Here is an 18,480-nt window from a genome sequence, read left to right as displayed (position 1 = left end):
GGACCAGGCATTCGACGTCAGCCTCTAAAACTCACTCCTTAAGGGTATATGCATTTCCGCTATGCGGTACTAGACTAGCTAAGCCATCGTCATTTCAGAATCAATAGATCAACGATTGTTGATTGTGTCGCAATCGAAAGAGTTGATTAATGCATGGCCGTCAGAAAGGCTCATCAATACAGCTCTGACTGCTTTAAAGGCCAGCTGTTTGAGCCCGGCTAATTAAAACATGACGGTTAAAAAGTGATCCCTTACACCTATGAAAGTGAATCTTAGTAGCGCCTTTCAAGGTTCAGCTAAGGGCACGAGACAATGTGTCTGATTTGGGATATCCCAGGCATGCCAATGCCTCCATGCTTCAGGGTGGACAGCTTGCCTGCCAGTGATTTTTCAAACATGACCTTGGGATGAGCTTATGGATTTGCATATTTTCCACTTCTGAACTTTGGCATCTATATCAGGTTCGATTTATTTGGACACATTCTTACCGAAACCAGAAACTCCTCTTCCTCAAATCTATTTGGAAGTTGACTAGATTCCCCCCCAATAAGACAGGCCACCTCCGCCAATATTGGCGCTCCTACTGATCGAAAACCACAACGTAAAGTTGTAGTGATCCGTGCTTTGTTTCCCAATTTTTACGTGAGATCACGGAAATGGTTGGGAAAGCTGATCGCAGGCCCAGTCGTAGCAGTCCTTACTTTCTCTGGGTTAGGGCTGAATTTCTCAACGGAATATACCCTCATGGCTCGTCTGCTTTACAGCGGTTCCCGCTCCCGTGAGGTACAGCGTTAGCCCTGAAATCCTTGTCACGCTTAAGTCTCAGATCTAAATTTGTACCTTATCCAGCAGGGGAACGCTGTATATTTGTCCAAATTTTTTCCCAAAGGCAGCCCAGTTATCGGGATCTGCTGATCAGCAAGTCATCACTGCATCGAGACTGGCCGCCCGTGCTCTCAATGCTCCCCATCAATTGCTCACTCATGGGGCGACCAAGACGTTAGCATGCGCAGGCTGGGCGATCGCCTCTACCCTCAAGGCCCAAGCTATTTTTCGCCAGGTCTTGCAAGACACCCTGCAACCCGTCGATCGGTGGGGTACTGCTAATGCTTGGTTGCCAATGGTGCGATCGCTCCTGCAAAGCAGCCCTGACCTGAGCCATCTTCCCGGTAATTTTCCGCACGAACCAACCGACTTTTGCCGGTGGCGCAAACGTTTCAGCAAGCGTTGCATGGGGAAAGGCTGATTGACCTGAGCGAGTTGTATTGGCGAGCGATCGAGCAGTCGCCTGCCCCCCAAAAGGTGCTGGTTTATGGCTACTTCCAGCCTCGGCGAGATGAATTGGCGTGGCTGAATGCGATCGCGGCTCCCGACAGCGTTCTGTTGCTTCCTGTGCCCGATGCCCCCCTGTTTCAAGACGTGCGGCGATCGGTCGAGGGGCTGGTCGAGCAAGGCTGTCAGGTGGTGACGGCAACGAGTGAGGCCGGGGCGATCGGGGCACACCTCAGCCAGGTCTTTAGCGGCGGCAGGGGAGGACGAGATCGCGTGAGCACCGCCCACCTGACCAATCAGACTAACCCAAGTCGATCGCCACCTCATCCAGCTTGCCGGTAAAGGCAAAGGGCAGCTCGTAGGCTTCCATCACCGGAGTCCCCGTATCGAAGCCGATGTCCATCGTCTCGTCCAGGGTGACGCGGTTGGGAATGCTCTTCTCCACCCGACCCTGGCCAATTTTTTTGTTGTTGGCGTACAGCGTTACCGTCCCCCCGGCATAGGGCTGGTTGGCATCAGTCTTATACTCCGCCTTGAGCACCACTTTGCCCGTGGGGATACGCTGATCAGACTCAATGTTGTACCGCTCGACCCCGGCCAGGTTGTAGTGGTAGACGAGTTTGCCGTCCTTCACAAACAGGCCGTATCCGGCGAACCGTCCCCCCAGGGTCATCAACATGCCTTCCGCCCCCTGGGAGGGAATTTCCACATGGGCGGTAATGGTGTGGTTGACGTGTTTCAGGTCAGGGGATGAACCTTCTGGGACACGAATGCCCCGTGGGTAGGCAAAGTGGGTGCGACCTGCCGTCAGGCTGGGACGGTTGGCGACATTCAATCTGGCGATTTTGCGACCATCCAAGGGCAGCACATTGTACTTAGCCGCTTCGGCGTAGAACAGGTCTTTCATCTCCTGGAGCTTTTCGGGCATCTGGTCGGCCAGATCCACCGCCTGGGTGAAGTCTTCGTCAATGTGGTACAGCTCCCAATCCAGGTTCAGGATGTTTTTATCCGCTGGCGGTTCCGGTACCCAGGGTTCGCTCCACAGGGCACTAGCCATCCAACCGTCGCTGTAAATGCCCTGATTGCCCGCCATCTCAAAATACTGAGTCGTGTGGCGAGTGGGGACCTTCGCATCCTCGAAGGTGTAGGTCAGGCTGGTGCCTTCAATGGGCTTCTGGGTGATGCCGTTCACCTGCACGGGCTGGTCGATGCCGATCGCCGCCAAAATCGTCGGCGCAATGTCGATCACATGACTGAACTGGAAGCGTTTGCTGCCCTGATCTTTGATGCCGTTGGGCCAGGACATCGCCATACCGTTGCGGGTGCCGCCAAAGTGGGAGGCAATTTGCTTGGTCCACTGGAAGGGGGAATCCATGGCCCAGGCCCAGGCGGCGGGGAAGTGGTTGTAGTACAGGGGACCGCCCAGGTCGTTGATCGCCGCCACCTTTGCTTCCAGCTTTTCGGACAGGCCGTTGAAGAAGGTCATTTCGTTCAACAGACCGTTGAAGCCGCCTTCTGCGCTGGAGCCGTTGTCGCCCGCGATGTAGATCACCAGCGTGTTGTCGAGTTCGCCAATCTGGTCGATCGCATCCACCACACGACCCACCTCATGGTCCACATGGGCGGTGAATCCGGCAAACACTTCCATCATGCGAGCATAGACCCGCTGCTCCTCGGGGGAGAGGGAAGCCCAGGCGGCGAGGGCGGCGGGACGGGGGGTGAGCTTGGCGTCAGCGGGAATTACACCGAGCTTCTTCTGCCGCTCGAAAGTGTCGATGCGGTACTGGTCCCAGCCCCTGTCGAACTGGCCTTTGAATTGGTCGATCCACTCTTGGGGAGCCTGGTGGGGGGCATGGGTGGCACCGGGTGAGAGGTAGACGAAGAAAGGTTTTTCAGGAGAAACCGCGTTCACCTGACGAATGTAGTTGATGGCGTGATCGGCCAGGTCGGTGCTGAGGTGATAGGGAGAGCCATCAGCGTTGATTTCAGGCGGTTCAATGCGGGTCGTATTTTCCACCAGGGCAGGGTGGAACTGGTCGGTGTCGCCGCCGACAAAGCCGTAGAAGTAGTCAAAGCCCAAGCCGCGCGGCCAGCGATCGAAGGGGCCAGCCATGCTGCTTTCCCAGTCGGGCACGTTGTGGTTTTTGCCAAACCAGGCGGTGGCGTAGCCGTAGGCCTGCAAAACTTGAGCAAACGTCGCGGCGTTGTCAGGAATTACTCCGGAATAACCAGGGAAGCCCGTGCCTGCTTCGGTAATCACGCCGTTACCGATGGAGTGGTGGTTGCGCCCGGTGAGCAGCGCCGCGCGGGTGGGGGAACAGAGGGCGGTGGTGTGGAACTGGGTGAACTGCAACCCGTTTTTCACCACCCGATCCATGGTGGGGGTGGGGATGCTGCCGCCAAAGCTGCTGAACTGGCCGAAGCCCACGTCGTCAATCAGCACCAGCAGTACGTTGGGAGCGTTTTCGATGCCGTAGGTGCTGGGTAGTTTGAGCTGTGATTTAACGGGTTCGGATGTTTTATAGGTCAGCCCAATTTTGCCAGCAAAGGGCTTGTCCGGGTGGGGCAAAATTTCCTGAGCCAGGGCGGGGGGCACGGCGGATTGGAGCACGAAGGCGGCGATCGCCACCCAGGCCAGAGCAAATTTCCAGATGCGATTGAACATACTTTTCCTCTAGATCTAGAACTCCGAGGTCTCAAAGACCTCGGAGTTCTAGGACAACGTTTACTTCAGCGCAAAGGCCACCTGCTCGATCTGGCCGGTGAACTCGAACTTGCCCTGATTCTGGTACTCGGGAGCGATCGCGGTAATCGAGTCGCGCCCCACTTCAAAGGGCTCTAGACCGTGGCGGAAGAGGGTGCGGGTCAGCTTCCCTTCTCCCGCTGGCTGGTCGTTGACGTACAGCTTCACCGTGCCAGCCCCTTCGGGAACGCCATCGGGGATGAACTCGGTTTTGAGGGTGACCTCGCCCTCCGGCAGCTTCACCGTGCCGGGGATGGTGACATCACCGACTTCAAACACCGTATAGCGGAAGTTGGGCTTACCATCCTGCACGAACAGCGACCAGCCTGCTGAAAAGCCTCCGGCACAGGCGATCACGCCATCCGCGCCGCCCTGGGGAATATCCACCTGAGCGGTGATGGTGTGCCCTCGGGGAAACAGCTGGGGGCCGACGGGTTCGGGGAGCCAGACGTTGTTGCCATAGTAGGTCCAGTGGGTGGCTGGTTCGCCCCCCACCCGTAGTGTGGGGTCAAGGCGCTCGGCAAAGCGGGGGTCGAGGGGGAGGACGTTGTACTTTTTCGCTTCCCGAATGAACTTGGCTTGTAGCTGCTTCAGCTTGGCCGGATTCTCTGCTGCCAGGTCATTGGCCTGGCTGAAGTCTTCCTCGACGTGGTACAGCTCCCAGGGCGACTCCTCAAAATTGCCGGTGCGGCTGTTGGTGTCCCAGGGCAGGCCAAAGCGGCTCACCGCCGTCCAGCCATGATCGTAGATGGCTCGGTTGGTGAACATCTCAAAGTACTGATTGGTGCGGCGATCGGGCGCAGCGGCAGCGTCAAAGGAGTAGGCCATGCTGACCCCTTCGATGGGTTTCTGGGTAATGCCGTTGACCTCCTGCGGGGCCGCAATGTGGGCGGCTTCCAGAATGGTCGGCACCACGTCGATCACATGGTGGAACTAGGTGCGGACCTCGCCTTTGGCCTGAATGCCGTTGGGCCAGTGCACCACCATCGGGTTGCGGGTGCCGCCAAAGTGGCTGGCCACCTGCTTCGTCCACTGGAAGGGCGCATCCATCGCCCAGGCCCAACCCACGGGAACGTGAGGTTCGCTAGTGGGGCCGCCGATTTCATCCAGACGGTTGATGGTACTTTCCAGACCGAGCTGAATCCCTAGTAGACTGGCCAGCTCGCTGAAGGTGCCTTCCAGTCCGCCTTCGGCACTCGCGCCGTTGTCGCCAATGATGTAGAAGATCAGGGTGTTGTCCAGTTCACCAGAGGCTGCCAGGGAATCAACCAGGCGACCCACATGGTAATCGGTGTGGGCCATGTACCCGGCGTAGTTTTCCATCAAGGTGGTGTAGACGGTCTTCTCGTCGTCGGTGAGGCTATCCCAGGCGGGGATTTCCGCTGGACGAGGGGTGAGCTGCGTCCCGGCGGGGATGACGCCCAGCTCTAGTTGTTTGGCGTGGGTGAGTTGCCGCTGCTTATCCCAGCCGGAGTCGAACTGGCCTTTGAACTTGGCGCGCCATTCCGGCGGGACATGGTGCGGGGCATGAACCGCTCCGGTGCTGAAGTAGACAAACCAGGGCTTGTCGGGGTTGGCAGCACGGACGTTGCGAGTCCAGGCGATCGCCTCATCGGTCATATCGGTCGTGAAGTGGTAGCCCTCTGCCGGGGTGGCCGGGGGATCGACGTGGACGGTGTTGCGGTACAGGGTGGGGTAATACTGGTGGGCCTCCCCCTGGTTAAAACCGTAGAAATAGTCGAAGCCGAGGCCGGTGGGCCAGCGATCGAAGGGACCAGCGGGGCTGATGTCCTGTTCCGGGGTGTTGTGCCATTTGCCGAACATGGCGGTGGCGTAGCCGTTGTCCTTCAGGGTTTCCGACACCAAGGCGGTGCTTTTGGGGATGATGCCTGTGTAGCCGGGGTAGCCCGTGCCCAATTCGGTAATCACCCCGGTGCCGATGCTGTGGTGATTGCGTCCGGTCAGCAGGGCTCCCCGGGTGGGGCTGCACAGGGCGGTGGTGTGGAAGCGGGTGTAGGAAAGGCCGTTTTGGGCCAGCTTATCCAGGTTGGGGGTGGGCACGGGACCACCAAAGGGGGAGGTCATGCCAAAGCCGACGTCATCTAGCAAAATCAGCAGCACGTTGGGGGCGTCCGCCGGGGCTTTAATCGGCTGGGGATAGCTGGGGACCGAATCTTGGTAGGTGTTGCCGACTTTCCCCGTAAATTTGGGGTCGGGCTGGGGCAGTTGGGTGGCGGTAGCCAGGGTTGCCTGGGCCGCAGGATAGGGAGCGGCCTGGGTGGGGACGGCAGCCGATTGCAGGGCGATCGCCACCATTACCACCCAGGTCAGGGCGAATTTCCAGATGCGTTTAAGCATAAGTGCCTCAAAAAGATTGAATACCGCCAGTTGCACAACTCATCGTTAGACCTTGATGGCTCGAACCTCCTGCGTGTGGGCATCTTTAGTCAGCTGCGAAATGCCGTCTGGGGTCTTGTTGGGTAAGCTGACAAAGTAATCCATAATGGCCTGCCACTCTTTGATTTCTCGATTGGCGACATCGACGGCAGCCACAGATGCATCCAGATCGGAATGGGTAGACAACACATAGGGGCTGGTTGATTCGCGCGGGTCAACCAAAGCCTCCAGGCGATTTGTCAGTGGCGTACCGTCGGCCTTTTTGGCCTGTAGCGGTAACGCTCCCTTCGTCAGTTGAGGAATCGCCACAACGATTTTGCCGCCAAATAAACTGGTCGCGACGCTGTAAAGGGTCGGATCGGCCCAGTCCAGGCGGCGATAGCCCTCATCCAGGTTGCCGAGCTCCACCGCCATAACCTGATCAAAGCGAGGACGACTAGGGTCGTAGTAAAACCGCAGCCCCGATACCCGAGGGAAAAACTCACCGGGATGATGGGGATCATCGATCAGACAAAACTCCAGAATGTTCTTCAATTCGGCTACGGTAAAGTAGCCTTTGACGAGAGCACTGCCTGCCGTTGGGTCGATGATGCCGCCGCCCAGGGGGGCGATCGCAAATACGTCATACACGGTTTGCACGCCACCGCGATTGCCCTTCACTAACCCCGCCCGAATCAGGCCATTTGCCGTAAATCCCACTTGGCTGCCCGTCGCCAGACGGAACGCATCGGAGACCACATTGGCCAGGGGCGTGCTGGCCTCAATATCGGCATAATCCATCGGCCAATCTTCGGAAATTACGACCAGGGGCTGGCTGGTTGCGTAGCCGCGAGAGGCAAAGGCCGCCGGGCCTGATCGTTGCAAAAACGAGTCCACCTGGGCCTGGAGCTTCCGATCGCCCAGAATCTGATCATCCACCGGAATCAGCCGATAAGATTCAACCTGAATCTGGCCGTTTTCCAGACTGAGCACCAGTTCCCCCAGGTTTTCGCCATACTTGCCAGTTTGGACGACGGGACGATTCCCCACCTTTAGCGGCTCCGTCAGTTCAGAGTGCGTGTGGCCACCAATCACCACATCCAGCTCCGGCACGGCGGTCAGTAAAGTCAGGTCTTCACCGCTGGTAAATTGCCCATCAGGGCCTTGCACGACGCCCCCGTGGCTGAGGGCAATGACCACATCCACCTGGTCTTCCTGCTTGAGTTTTGTCACGCAGGTTCGAGCCGTTTCGATGGGGTCGCTAAACACCACCTCCCCCGGATCAAGGGCATATTTAAAGGCATCGTTCCCAATCAAACCCACCAGGCCAAACCGCAAGCCGCCCCGTTCAATCACGGTGTAGGGCTGAATGGCTCCCGCCTCGACTAGCGTTTGCAGCTCCTTCAGCCGGTCTGAAGGGGCACTCACATCACTATTGGTCGCCAGTATGGTCGGCATGTCTCCCGCTGCTTGGGCCTGTTGGATCGCCTGCCCCAAGCCGTCAGGCCCCAGGTCAAATTCATGGTTGCCAAATGTAGTAGCGTCGTAGCCCATTTGCCCCATGAGCTGGAGTTCGGCCCCCAATTCCCGACAGGCGGCAGCCACTGCCGTGCCCATGCTGAAGTCCCCCGCATCCAGGACGAGCACTGGGCCAAGCTGCTCCAGTTCGGCTTTGCGCTGGGCAATCAGTGCCCCCAGGCGAGCGTAGCCACCCCGCGTCTGGTCGTCGTTGCGGCTCAGGGGGGTATAGTCGCGCAGCGGCCCCACACCAACGACATTAGAGTGCATGTCGTTGGTGTGGAGAATGGAGAAGACTTGCTTGCCGGGAGTAGCGGCCAGGGCTTCTAAGGCATTGACAGAAAACATGGCAGTGGGGGCTGCAATCAAAGAAGTTATTAAAAATGCCCGACGATTGAGTGGAATATTGTTCATGGCAATTGGACTCGATTCCAGACGGGATAGCCTTCTCTCGAAGGCCATCTCAACCTTGTGGGAAAAACCGGAAAGGAACTGCGATCGTCGCAAGGCATCAACTACACAGGTCGGTGGCCCATTCCTGGGAGCCCCGGTTGGGTTGGCAGCGCACCTGGCGTCCGGCCCACATCATCTCCCATTGATTGTCGGCGGCGGTAAATTCTAGTCGGTATCGCATGCCCTCTACCGAGTCATCCAGTAGCCCCGTCTGGGTCAGGGTGACGACGGCATCCGTGGCAGTCTGCTCGTCCACCGTGACCTCCTGGGCGAAATTGCCTTCCCCCGGATCGGCCATACCAAAAGCAGCCAGGGCGATTGCTTCAGGGTCAGTGCCCACCAGTTGCTCTGCTGGGGGTAAGGGTACCTCGCTGTAAGCCGCCCGCCCCTCTGCAGTTTCCAAGTCTGGGGCAACAGATTCGGCACCGGTGTCGGATTCCGGGTCGGGGGTCGGGGACTGTGGGGTACAGGCTGTCGCCATGGCGATGAGGGCGATCGCCCCCAACAAGCCAAATAGTTTGATTTTCAACATTGCTTCAACTCCTGGGATCAAATTCATGGAAGGCGATCGTCAACCTGCCGTCAACGGTCTACACGCTTTCGTCGTGGCCAAAAGTGGTAGGGGCGTCAGCCCCCAAGGACTGACTAGTCCTTGGGGGCTGGCTTGACTGACTCGCTGCTGGCAGATTTCCCCAGTCTCTCCAGAGCTTTCGTCAACGGTGAAACTGACCGCCTTTGATAGGGCGGCTCATGCTTCCTCGGTCTAACAAGCTTTAGTTATTCATTGTTGAACTCATCTAAAGCCTGCCGCAGGGTGGTTTGCTGCTCTTCCGTCGGCCCTGTGCCATCTTCTATGCTTTCGTAATATTGCCCTCGAAATCCGTCTGTTGTGAAGAAATCATCCTCCTCGGCAAGCGTCCACGGCGAGGTGTGAAAAACAGGATTGCCACAGATGGGATCTCCATTATTTACACATTGAAAAGAACCTTCCTCCAGATCAGCACGGTCATTCAGCTCCAGGGCCAAGAGCTGCGGAGCCGCTTGACTGGGAGGCTGGATGCTTTCAATTGCTTGAGCAGAAAAGCTGCCCAAAACAGCAATCGTCAAAGTGCTCCCTAAAAGCAGTACAGCCTGGCCGATAGAGTCAATTTGATTAGGCTTATGCATGGTTTTATCCCATTACTATTTGGTAAAAAACAACCTCTTACACCACAAGTAAATGCTAGATAGTGTTTTGCCACCCTTTGAGAGTCCTGATCTCTCTCACGACAGCATCAGGCTTTGACCAAGTTTCAAACCACGCTCTAGCAATCCTTCGGGGTAGCCTCTCGATCCAGATCAAGGGAAGAGAGGCTGCCATCGTTAATCGGGTACTCGACACCCGATTGACTAGCTGCTGGCAGACTTTTGCAGCATTTCCAGGGCTTCATCCACGGTAAAACTGGCCGCCTTCTGCCGAGGCGGATAGTCCTTAAAGGTCGCCAGGAACTGGCCCACATACGATTGGGCCGGAACCAGCAGGAAGGCATGGTCAAGCAACCAATCCCAATAGGTATTGGACGTAATCGAGACCCGTTCGTAAGGATCCGTGCGCAAGTTGTAGATGAACGGTACGCGAGTTTTGACGAACGGCTCCGCCCAAATATCCAGGGTGCCCGGTGTCCGCTGCTGGGCAAAATGCAGCTTCCAGTTGTCATAGCGCATCGCCAGCAGGTCGCCGTCATCGGAGAAATAGAAGTAAGACTCACGGGGGGATGCCTGCGTTTCGCCGGTCAAATACGGCAGGAAGTTATAGCCATCGAGATGGACTTTAAAGCGCTTGCCGTTGGCTTTGTAGCTCGTGAGCAGCTTGTCTGTAATATCCGGAGCCCCAGCTGCCGCCAGCAACGTCGGCAACCAATCCAGGTGAGACATGATGTTATTGGACACGCTACCAGCGGGAATGTGCCCCGGCCAGCGCACCAGGAAGGGAATGCGGAAGGCTCCTTCCCAACCTTGCTGGTAAGAACCATAGGACGAATAAGCCGCGGCTAAAGCTGCCCCGTGCAGGGGCGAAAAGGCCATCCCAAAGGCCAGCAGGATCGCCACACAGCAACCCAAGAATCGGAGGTGAAAATGCTGAGCAACTCCCACGGAAAACTCCTCAGATCTCAGCTTTCTCATAGAGAAAATCTCCATTAGCGAAGAAATACAGTAAGGGCAAGGTTGGCAATCTTAAAGGAGGTAGCCGGCAAGGAAATTATTATTTCTGAAAGCCGTCTCTGTCGCTTCATGTTATTTTTTGAAAAACAGATAAAACTGTTGAATTCCTCTCAGCTCAAAACCTGATTTCATCAAGACTACTTTCTCAAGATGCGAAGCCCATAGGACACCATGGCTTGGGATCAGTAACAATCGGATAATGTCGGTCTCGAACCAGGCTAAGTGCCTGAAGAGCACACCAGGTTCATACATTCTGAGAATATTGCTAATTCAGTGCAAGAATAGAATAAGCAAACATTGTTTATATTTTTAATTAATCCCCTTCGTCACCTACCAAAAGCCTTGAAAACCATGACAGAATAGCTCCTGACCGCACTATTCAAAAAGTGCAAATCTGTTTACTTTGGCGATTTTAATTGCCGAAGAAGGCATTTATATTTTGTCTAAGAAAAGATAAAGAACATGAATCTTAATCAATTAACGACCGCTAGCCCACCTTTTTTGGATGGAATGCCTCGGCTCATAAGTGCTTGTTTTAATGATGTTGACTGCATGAGCGAGAGCCTCAAGGGTTGGGAAGTCAACTGTACTCAACTGACCCAAGGGCCGTTTCAGGGGGGACTGACATTTCTTGATCAGGGAAATTTGCAAATTTACCAACTCCAGCTGCAGCATGCCGTGCAAGTCATGGGCGCTAAACCGACAAACAGCTTGGTATTTACCCTTCCTCTCGACTCTTTTCGTCAAACTGCCTATGCCTACGATATTGCTCTAACAACAGACTGTATTTTTGGGTTTGATGCGCATCGCGAAGTCAATCACATCACCCATTCCCAGGGGGCCAACCTGGGCTGCATCACCGTGTCAAAGGCACTCTTTCAAACCTATGTCACCCAATCAGGACGCGATGATCTTGATGAAGTCTTTATGCGGCGCAATGTGGTGGTGCCCGAGGGCAGCCGGTTCGCGCCCCTGGTCTGCTATCTACAGCAACTCTTTTGGATCAGTCAGCAGCAGCCGGACCTGGTGAGAACGGCCCTGGCTACGCATCTGATTGAGCAAGACTTGCTGCCCCTGCTGATCAATGCGTTAAAACCCGCAGAGGATGGGGCATTCCTGCGTCCTTATCCTCGTGCTGACATCGTTAAGGATGCCCAAGAATTTATGGAGGTGAACCTGCAACGCCCTCTAACCCTGGCCAATATTTGCCAGGCGGTGCATGCCAGTAAGCGATCGCTCCACTATGGGTTTCAAGACATGTTTGGTATGGGGCCGATGGCATTTCTTAAGGTGTTGCGGCTCCACGCGATTCGCCGCCTGTTGCTGAGTGCGGAACCGCAAAGTCTGCAGGTAAAAGAGGTGGCCTGCGCTTGGGGATTTTGCAGTATGGGGCACTTTGCTCGGGACTATAAGCAGTTATTTGGTGAATCGCCTTCGCAGACGTTGGCTAGATAAGTTATTCGACTAAAGGATTTGACGATGTTTTTGACTCGCCATCGGTCTAAAATTGTCTCGTTATGGGCTGGGCTTCGGCGTCTGACTTCATCGATGCGATCGCACCTCAATGGGTGATCGTGAACCTATTGGAACTTCCATGGGACGAAACCCTTACGAAATATTAGATGGCTGGGTTGATCGGCATATCAGTGTCAAGCCATACCGGTCGAATTCTCTTGAGTGCTATAGATGCAATGGAAAACAGGTTTGCACTTTTTGAATAGCGACTCTGAAAGGTTTGCTATCAGTGAATTTCAATACTATCCAAGTGGTTCACTAGCCTTATAAAGCTGTGCCTGCCCCGCTAAAAGCCCATTTTATATTGTATTCTTGCTACTAATTCTTCAGCGAGGAGAGCACAAAATATTTTAAGGATGAGACTTTTATTTTATGGACAATCCGTATTCTAAAAAGAAACTTTTTAGAATACGGATTGTCTGCTACTGCTTTAGTTTGATCGGTGTCCTGCATCACCAATTGCTTGACCTTCCAGAGCAACAGCGATCGCTTTTTCCACCATAGAGGCTTCATATTTTCTTGTTCTAGAGTGATTTGTTGGGCAACTCCTTAAACTCGATTTTCCTTAAAGTAGCTTAATTCAACTCCAGGGAGAATTATGTATCGCGTTCTTTTTGGCACTGCTCTAGTACTTATTTCAGGAACACTCATCTTGGATCACAGCGACCCAGCGATCGCTGATCCCTTAGTCACTAGCAAAACAGCCTCCTTAGTGGCCCAAGAGCCAAATCAAGACAGTTTGCAAATGACTTGCAACGGCTCAATTGGGGTGAATGACGTTGACTATTCCGCATTTTTTACCCGCGAAGCCGGATTTTCTCGGATTGAATTTCGACGGCGCTCTGGTGGATCATTAATTTCAGAAACCTTCCTCAGTTTCGATCAAAAAAATGACAAAGGACAGGCCATTTGGCGTGGTTCTGTAAACGATGCGGCCAGTGTGACTCTTGTTCATCTTGCGAATCGTCCAGCCCAGCCCGGAGATCAAATCTCAGTTGGCTATGACGGTCAATGGGGACGGAGTACTTGCCGTCAAAGCAATTAAAGTTTACTCGTGTTCGATTCCCTTTGAGTCCCCGACAGGACGGCACCAGCGGTAGTGAACGTTCGCAGAGGCGAGATTAACGGCCACTTTTACACCATTTCAGTAGCCGCCTGCGAGTACCCTTTTAATTCACCTTGATTTTTCGCGTGTGGAGCCAATTTTCAATGCTGTCTGCCCCTAACGTCTTTCTCCATCGCCCAGTCTCAGTGTCCTCCCAGGCCTCCAGGGCAGCTATTGGGAGACCACATCTAGCCCGTGGCACTACCGCCCACTCTGGGATGCGATTGAGTTACAGATTGGTAGCTCTGGCTCTGGGGTTGAGCAGTTTTTTAGTGACGAATGCCGCCGCTGCAGCGAGTGAAAATCGGCTCGGAAGCAACCTCCAAAGTTTGACAAAGACCGAGGCGGATCCGGTCTTGAAGACTGGTAATTTGCCGGTGCTAACTTTTGGGAGGGGAGAGGACTTCCAGGTTCACCCCACCGCCACCAACTCAAGGCCTGAACTGACAACTGAGTCCCCTGCAGCCCCTCCCTTCCCAACTGTAAGTCTTGTCACAAATGCAGATGCAGATGATTCGCCGTTTGCAACCTCGGCGGTTGCAGATGCTGATCCCGCAGCCAGCCTTGACCTACCGCTACCGGTCGAATCTCCCATGGCCGCCGTGGCGTTTGATTTCCCTAGCGTTGCTCCATTGGCCGGGGCGGTGGCCGCTGACCTGACGACGCTATCCTCAGGAAATAGCGCCGTTGCGGAAGGGGCTGGCACCGTTGCTGAGCCTGCCGTCGAGTGGACTTTTGCAGGGGAACCCGCGATCGCTCAGATTGCCGATTCCACGGCTGACATCCCCTGGCGGTTTAACTTCGAGCCCTTCTTTTACGTACCCTTTGGAGCCAATGGCGACATCACCGTGAGGGGAATCAGCGCCCCGATTGATGCGGGTATCGGTGACATTTTTGATGCGATCGTGAACGACCTTAACTTTGCCGCTTTTGGTCGGGTGGAAGGCTGGAAAGGCCCCTGGGGCATCTTCTTCAGCGGAGCCTACATGAATCTGGGCACGGGTCGCGCGGCGGATATCCCGGTGCCCCCAGTTTTGCAACAGGTCGGTTTACCGTCTCAGCTTCCGGTTGAGGCGGCAGTGGGCACGGCTTTCACCCAACTTGACCTGGGCGGTGCCTACCGCTTTGGCGATGGTGACTTGCCAACGGCCCTCAGAACCGCCAACACGGAATTTGATCTGGGGCCATTTGTCTTTGACGCGATGGCTGGTTTACGGCTCTACAGCTTCAACAATGACCTGGTGTTGACTGGTCCTCGAGGCAATCAGTTTGAGTTTGACCAGTCGCGCACGGTGCTCGAACCAATGATTGGGGGGCGTGCCCGTTGGAACCTCTCCTCTAACCTGGCAGCGGTGGCCGGAGGTACCATGTCTGGCTTCGGTTTGGGGGACCTAACCTTTTCCGTCGCGGGCTATGGCGGTATCGACTGGTTATTTTCTGGCAACACCTCGCTAATGGCGTCCTATGGGTTCACCTATCTCGATTACAGCAGCGGCAACTCGGGTCTTGACCTGTTTACCCACGGGCCGAATGTCGGGGTTAAGTTTCGGTTTTAGTGAACTTTGTTGCATGGATGGAGATTGTGAGTATGAAGGTCAGGTTGTTAGCCTGTTCGGCTTTGTTTTGGGGATTGACGACAACCGTCCTGCCTCTGGTGGCCAAGGCAGTGCCCCTTGCCTCGCCAATAGAAATGGCGCAGGCGGATGGGCGGCTGACCGCCGAAAATGTGCAGGCGGTTGTTGATCAGTTGCAACTTGCCCGGAACAATCAGGATGTCGCAGGCACCCTGGAACTGATCGCCCCATTTGCGGTCACAGTCGTCACGGTGAAAAACGGCGACGGCTCCGCCAGTACCACGAGTCGGATAGCCGGGGTGGATGCCCATCGTCAAATGCTAGAGCAATCCTTTGGCCAGGTTCAAAGTCGGGACAGCCTGGAAAACTACGTGACGATCCGCATTGTCGATGATGGGTTGGGCATCGCCGAAATTTATCAGATGGAAACCGTGGAAACGTTAGCGGGGGAAGCCTGGATAGCGGCTAGTCAAACGGTGCTGTATTTCGGTCGAGTCGATGGTCAGGTGCGGGTGACATCGGCAACGGTGGATGGCTGGATGGCGGCTCGGCCGGCCCCAGATTAATTCGGACACAACACTACAAAAACAACGCTGCATGCAGCTTTTGTATCTGAAATGACGAGGTTGACATTATGAAACGATCCAGCGCTACCGGCTTATCTGTCTTGATCGCGATCGCGTCCCTGGCTCCGACGGCCAAGGTGGCCCAAGCTAGCTTTGGGGATTTTATGTGGGGGGTTGGGGTCGCAGCAGGCACGAGTGCCGTTATCAACTCCAACCGCCGAGCGAACGATGCCGAACGACGCGCGATCGAGGCTGAGCGCCAACAAGCTGTATCCCCGGACGAGGAATTCTTTCGCGGGCTGCAAGATGCCCTGAATGGGTTGCCCTACGACAATTTTCGGGCCACCACGGCATATGACGAGGGCTTCCAAGAAGGGATCCGACGCCTGCAAGCCCTCTAAAAATCTGTTTCTTATGCCCCGGCGAATGTGCCATTACCGAAGACTTTTGCCAATCATTTCTGATCAGCCATCATCGGGAAGAATAGCATTCATAGACCACCGAAAGCCTGGTTCGACCCTAGGGTGGGCAGTGCCAACCAGCCTTGATTCAATGAAATTTATCATCGGGCCGAAATTTCTTTCTTTTTCCGATAGTTATCAATCAAAATATAAATGCTGACCAGAAGTACCCATAGGGGAAAGGATAGAAATACCCAACCCAATCGATTAATATAGCCAATTCTTAAAATCATAATTGCCGCTAAGCCAAGTCCTAACCAGGCTAACCAGCGGGGAATAACCTGGGTACGAATAAAGAGGGATGAAGTGGAAATCATAAATACCCCGGCCATACGAATGCCATAATTGGTTATAGTTTCTCGAGCAACGACAAGACTAAAGTTATAATAGCCAGGATTCATCAGCTGACCAGCCTCAATCTCTGACAGCAAAAAGAAACTTCCAGCGACCGATGAACTCACAAACAGCATGGCAATAAATAACAGTCCGCTACCTAGAAATATCGTGCTAAAAAACTGATCTTCCTGATCGCCAAATCGGTCACGAACGACTCCCATAAACCATAGAAAGGCAATACTCGCGAAGGGTATCAGATTCAGGGCTAGCATAATCCGCTGCTTGTCAGCAGCAAACTCTACCCTACTAATATCAGCACCAGCAGAGAGTGCATTTAACAGCAATGCCAAACTGATGAAAAGGAGGACGGAAAACAAAATTCCGGCTATGGCTGCCGCTTTCGGTGCTGTAGCTCGTATCCGAAAAGCTGATGATCTTTCGTGAACCATTTTTTATGCTCCCAAATATCCAGTCTAATAAATCACCACTCCCCCAAAAACACCATTTCAACCAATCTAGAAACTAAAACTACCGTAAATATTTGCAAAAGCTTGCAAACGCAAGTAAATACATAGTGGGGAAATAAAATCACTCGGGATATTTCAAATGGCGAGTTATTGTGATTTTAATTATAGGTTATCGTCGATGCATGTGACTTGCGCTTTGCAAGGACTATTTCACCCAGAGTAGTGTCCTGAATAGAACATGTTTTGAATTATTTTTTAGGGCATAATTTGAACCTGGTCAGTTCGCATATCTTTTCGCCGCTGGGCAGAGCAGGATCTGACGATGAATCGAGGGGCCGTCTTGATCGTGGGCCATGAGACAAACAGCGGCGGCCAATCCGATCAAGTTTCATAGCAGTCGAGGTGACACTCAGCCGCAATTTAACCAATTTAGAAGACCCCAGTCGGTGGTGATTGGTTAATGGCGTCGCTGGGGGCGATCGCGATTGGCGGTTCCGAAGAACTGGCCCAGGAGTGCTCAGAATCGAGGGGATGATAGTGTTCTCCAGCGATCATTCGCGGTGTCGCTGGTAGGGCGATCCTGCTCAGGGCGAGTAGCGGTCTGACCCAGTAGGCGTATCGCAACTGCATCTGCCGCTGTTCGACTTGATCTACTGTTAGTTACGCCAGGTAAAAATATTGAAATTGCGACTTTAGATGCAGGTTTTATCGTGAGTCAAAACAATTTTGAAAGTCACTTTTTTGTGCATTTATTAAGGAATGAAGCCCTGATTTCATAATGGTTATTGATTGTTCTAAAGTCATAAAAGTATTCTGGTTGGGCTGAAATATTCAGCTCTGCACCCTTGGCGCGATCGCGCCACTGTTTTTCATTCTGCGCGTCGATCTTCCTCAAAAGAGACGCGATTTATCGGGTCGGATTGACTCCCCAAGCATTCGTTGACTGGGGGCAGAAGATGCTGGCTTGATAGCAGTACAGCGACTCCACTGAATGCTAATGACCTTAAATAAGTCCAAAAGGAGCGAATTTATGAATCTGGCCATGCGCCTGCGGGAAGGGACTAAACATGCGCACACCGCAGCAGAAAATACCGCCTTTATGAAGTGTTTTTTGAAGGGGATTGTCGAGCGTGAGCCCTTTCGCAAACTGACGGCTGACTTATATTTTGTCTATCAGGCGTTAGAAGACGCCATGGATGAATATGCCCACCATCCGGAAGTGAGCAAGGTTTACTTTCCGGCCCTGCGGCGAGTGCCCAAGCTGGCAGCCGACTTGGCCTACTACTACGGCGATGACTGGCGTCACCAAATTCAAGCCTCTCCCAAGGGCGTCGCCTATGTCGATCGCATTCAAACCGTCGCCGAGGAAAACCCAGCATTGCTAATTGCCCATGCCTACGTGCGCTACATGGGCGACCTGTCCGGCGGCCAAAGCCTGCGCCACATTGCCCGCTCTGCCATGAGCCTACCCCCCGATCGCGGCACCGGACTCCATGAGTTCGACGCCTTTCCCACGGTCGAGTCGCGGCGAGCCTTCAAAATGACCTACCGCGATGCGCTGAATGCGGTTGAAGTGGATGAGGCCACGGCCCAGGCCATTGTGGATGAAGCTAACCTGGCGTTCCAAATGAATCGTGATGTCTTCCACGAAATGGAAGATGACGTGCGCGCGGCGATCGGGGATCACGTTTTTGACCTGATCACCCGTCAAGACAAACCGGGCAGCACCGATCGCGCTCCGGGACGGTCTGCCGTTGAACTGATCGCGGCTGAAGCGTAGTTCCCGGCTGTGCTGAGTTAGCTCAGACCTGACAGCCCTCGATGTCCCTCCGAACCTTGGCCGAGGCGATCCGGGTTGATGCCTCGGCCTTTCTTCGCGCCCCCGCTGCCCG

The 18,480-nt window shown here is 54.3% G+C and carries 16 protein-coding genes; 7 read left to right on the top strand and 9 right to left on the bottom strand.

Features of this window, described 5'->3' with window-relative positions; translation table 11 throughout:
• The first annotated feature begins 1,203 nt into the window (after positions 1 to 1,203).
• A complete protein-coding gene (locus tag JUK32_RS23820) occupies positions 1,204 to 1,614 on the top strand; it encodes a hypothetical protein (protein WP_204141369.1) in 411 nt (136 codons plus the stop codon).
• On the opposite strand, the gene JUK32_RS23815 is transcribed toward JUK32_RS23820, so the two are convergent.
• The 7 genes from JUK32_RS23815 to JUK32_RS23785 form a co-directional block, all read right to left on the bottom strand.
• The gene (locus JUK32_RS23815; RefSeq protein ID WP_204141368.1) at positions 1,574 to 3,937 is read right to left on the bottom strand and encodes an arylsulfatase; all 2,364 of its coding nucleotides are present in this window, start codon (positions 3,935 to 3,937) and stop codon (positions 1,574 to 1,576) included. The genes JUK32_RS23820 and JUK32_RS23815 overlap by 41 nt on opposite strands.
• A 60-nt stretch (positions 3,938 to 3,997) precedes the next feature.
• Entirely contained in the window at positions 3,998 to 4,930 is a 933-nt protein-coding gene (locus JUK32_RS23810; protein ID WP_204141367.1) for a hypothetical protein, read from the bottom strand.
• An 18-nt stretch (positions 4,931 to 4,948) separates the two neighbouring features.
• Positions 4,949 to 6,373, bottom strand: a complete 1,425-nt coding sequence (locus JUK32_RS23805; RefSeq protein ID WP_204141366.1) for an arylsulfatase — start codon at positions 6,371 to 6,373, stop codon at positions 4,949 to 4,951.
• Positions 6,374 to 6,418: 45 nt separating this feature from the next.
• Positions 6,419 to 8,257 (bottom strand): bifunctional UDP-sugar hydrolase/5'-nucleotidase, encoded by a 1,839-nt coding sequence (locus tag JUK32_RS23800; RefSeq protein ID WP_204141365.1) that lies wholly within the window; start codon positions 8,255 to 8,257, stop codon positions 6,419 to 6,421.
• Positions 8,258 to 8,420: 163 nt separating this feature from the next.
• On the bottom strand, positions 8,421 to 8,894 hold the full coding sequence (locus JUK32_RS23795; protein WP_204141364.1) for a hypothetical protein: 474 nt from the start codon (positions 8,892 to 8,894) through the stop codon (positions 8,421 to 8,423).
• A gap of 245 nt (positions 8,895 to 9,139) precedes the next feature.
• Positions 9,140 to 9,529, bottom strand: coding sequence for a hypothetical protein (locus JUK32_RS23790; RefSeq protein ID WP_204141363.1), 390 nt, complete (start codon positions 9,527 to 9,529; stop codon positions 9,140 to 9,142).
• A gap of 222 nt (positions 9,530 to 9,751) precedes the next feature.
• Entirely contained in the window at positions 9,752 to 10,450 is a 699-nt protein-coding gene (locus JUK32_RS23785) for a sulfatase-like hydrolase/transferase (RefSeq protein WP_375541602.1), read from the bottom strand.
• Between the two features lie 666 nt (positions 10,451 to 11,116).
• On the opposite strand from JUK32_RS23785, the gene JUK32_RS23780 reads away from it, so the two are divergent.
• The 5 genes from JUK32_RS23780 (at position 11,117) to JUK32_RS23760 (ending at position 15,725) form a co-directional block, all read left to right on the top strand.
• On the top strand, positions 11,117 to 12,019 hold the full coding sequence (locus JUK32_RS23780; RefSeq protein ID WP_204141361.1) for a helix-turn-helix domain-containing protein: 903 nt from the start codon (positions 11,117 to 11,119) through the stop codon (positions 12,017 to 12,019).
• A gap of 658 nt (positions 12,020 to 12,677) precedes the next feature.
• A complete protein-coding gene (locus JUK32_RS23775) occupies positions 12,678 to 13,124 on the top strand; it encodes a hypothetical protein (RefSeq protein ID WP_204141360.1) in 447 nt (148 codons plus the stop codon).
• Between the two features lie 653 nt (positions 13,125 to 13,777).
• Complete coding sequence (locus JUK32_RS23770) at positions 13,778 to 14,740, top strand: hypothetical protein (protein ID WP_204141359.1); 963 nt, start codon at positions 13,778 to 13,780, stop codon at positions 14,738 to 14,740.
• A gap of 32 nt (positions 14,741 to 14,772) precedes the next feature.
• Positions 14,773 to 15,324 carry a hypothetical protein gene (locus JUK32_RS23765; protein ID WP_204141358.1) on the top strand — a complete coding sequence of 184 codons (552 nt, stop codon included), beginning with the start codon at positions 14,773 to 14,775 and terminating at the stop codon, positions 15,322 to 15,324.
• A gap of 68 nt (positions 15,325 to 15,392) precedes the next feature.
• Entirely contained in the window at positions 15,393 to 15,725 is a 333-nt protein-coding gene (locus JUK32_RS23760; protein WP_204141357.1) for a hypothetical protein, read from the top strand.
• A 161-nt stretch (positions 15,726 to 15,886) separates the two neighbouring features.
• On the opposite strand, the gene JUK32_RS23755 is transcribed toward JUK32_RS23760, so the two are convergent.
• A complete protein-coding gene (locus JUK32_RS23755; RefSeq protein WP_204141356.1) occupies positions 15,887 to 16,570 on the bottom strand; it encodes a hypothetical protein in 684 nt (227 codons plus the stop codon).
• 447 nt (positions 16,571 to 17,017) lie between these two features.
• Positions 17,018 to 17,218 carry a hypothetical protein gene (locus JUK32_RS23750; RefSeq protein ID WP_204141355.1) on the bottom strand — a complete coding sequence of 67 codons (201 nt, stop codon included), beginning with the start codon at positions 17,216 to 17,218 and terminating at the stop codon, positions 17,018 to 17,020.
• Between the two features lie 400 nt (positions 17,219 to 17,618).
• Here JUK32_RS23750 and JUK32_RS23745 point away from each other — a divergent pair, with 400 nt between their 5' ends.
• Positions 17,619 to 18,368, top strand: coding sequence for a heme oxygenase (biliverdin-producing) (locus JUK32_RS23745; RefSeq protein ID WP_204141354.1), 750 nt, complete (start codon positions 17,619 to 17,621; stop codon positions 18,366 to 18,368).
• Positions 18,369 to 18,480: the final 112 nt, after the last annotated feature.

The organism is Halomicronema sp. CCY15110, from assembly GCF_016888165.1.
Lineage (GTDB): Bacteria > Cyanobacteriota > Cyanobacteriia > Phormidesmidales > Phormidesmidaceae > Halomicronema.
Note: the sequence above shows the minus strand (reverse complement) of the source record. Positions and strands in the feature narration are given on the sequence as shown.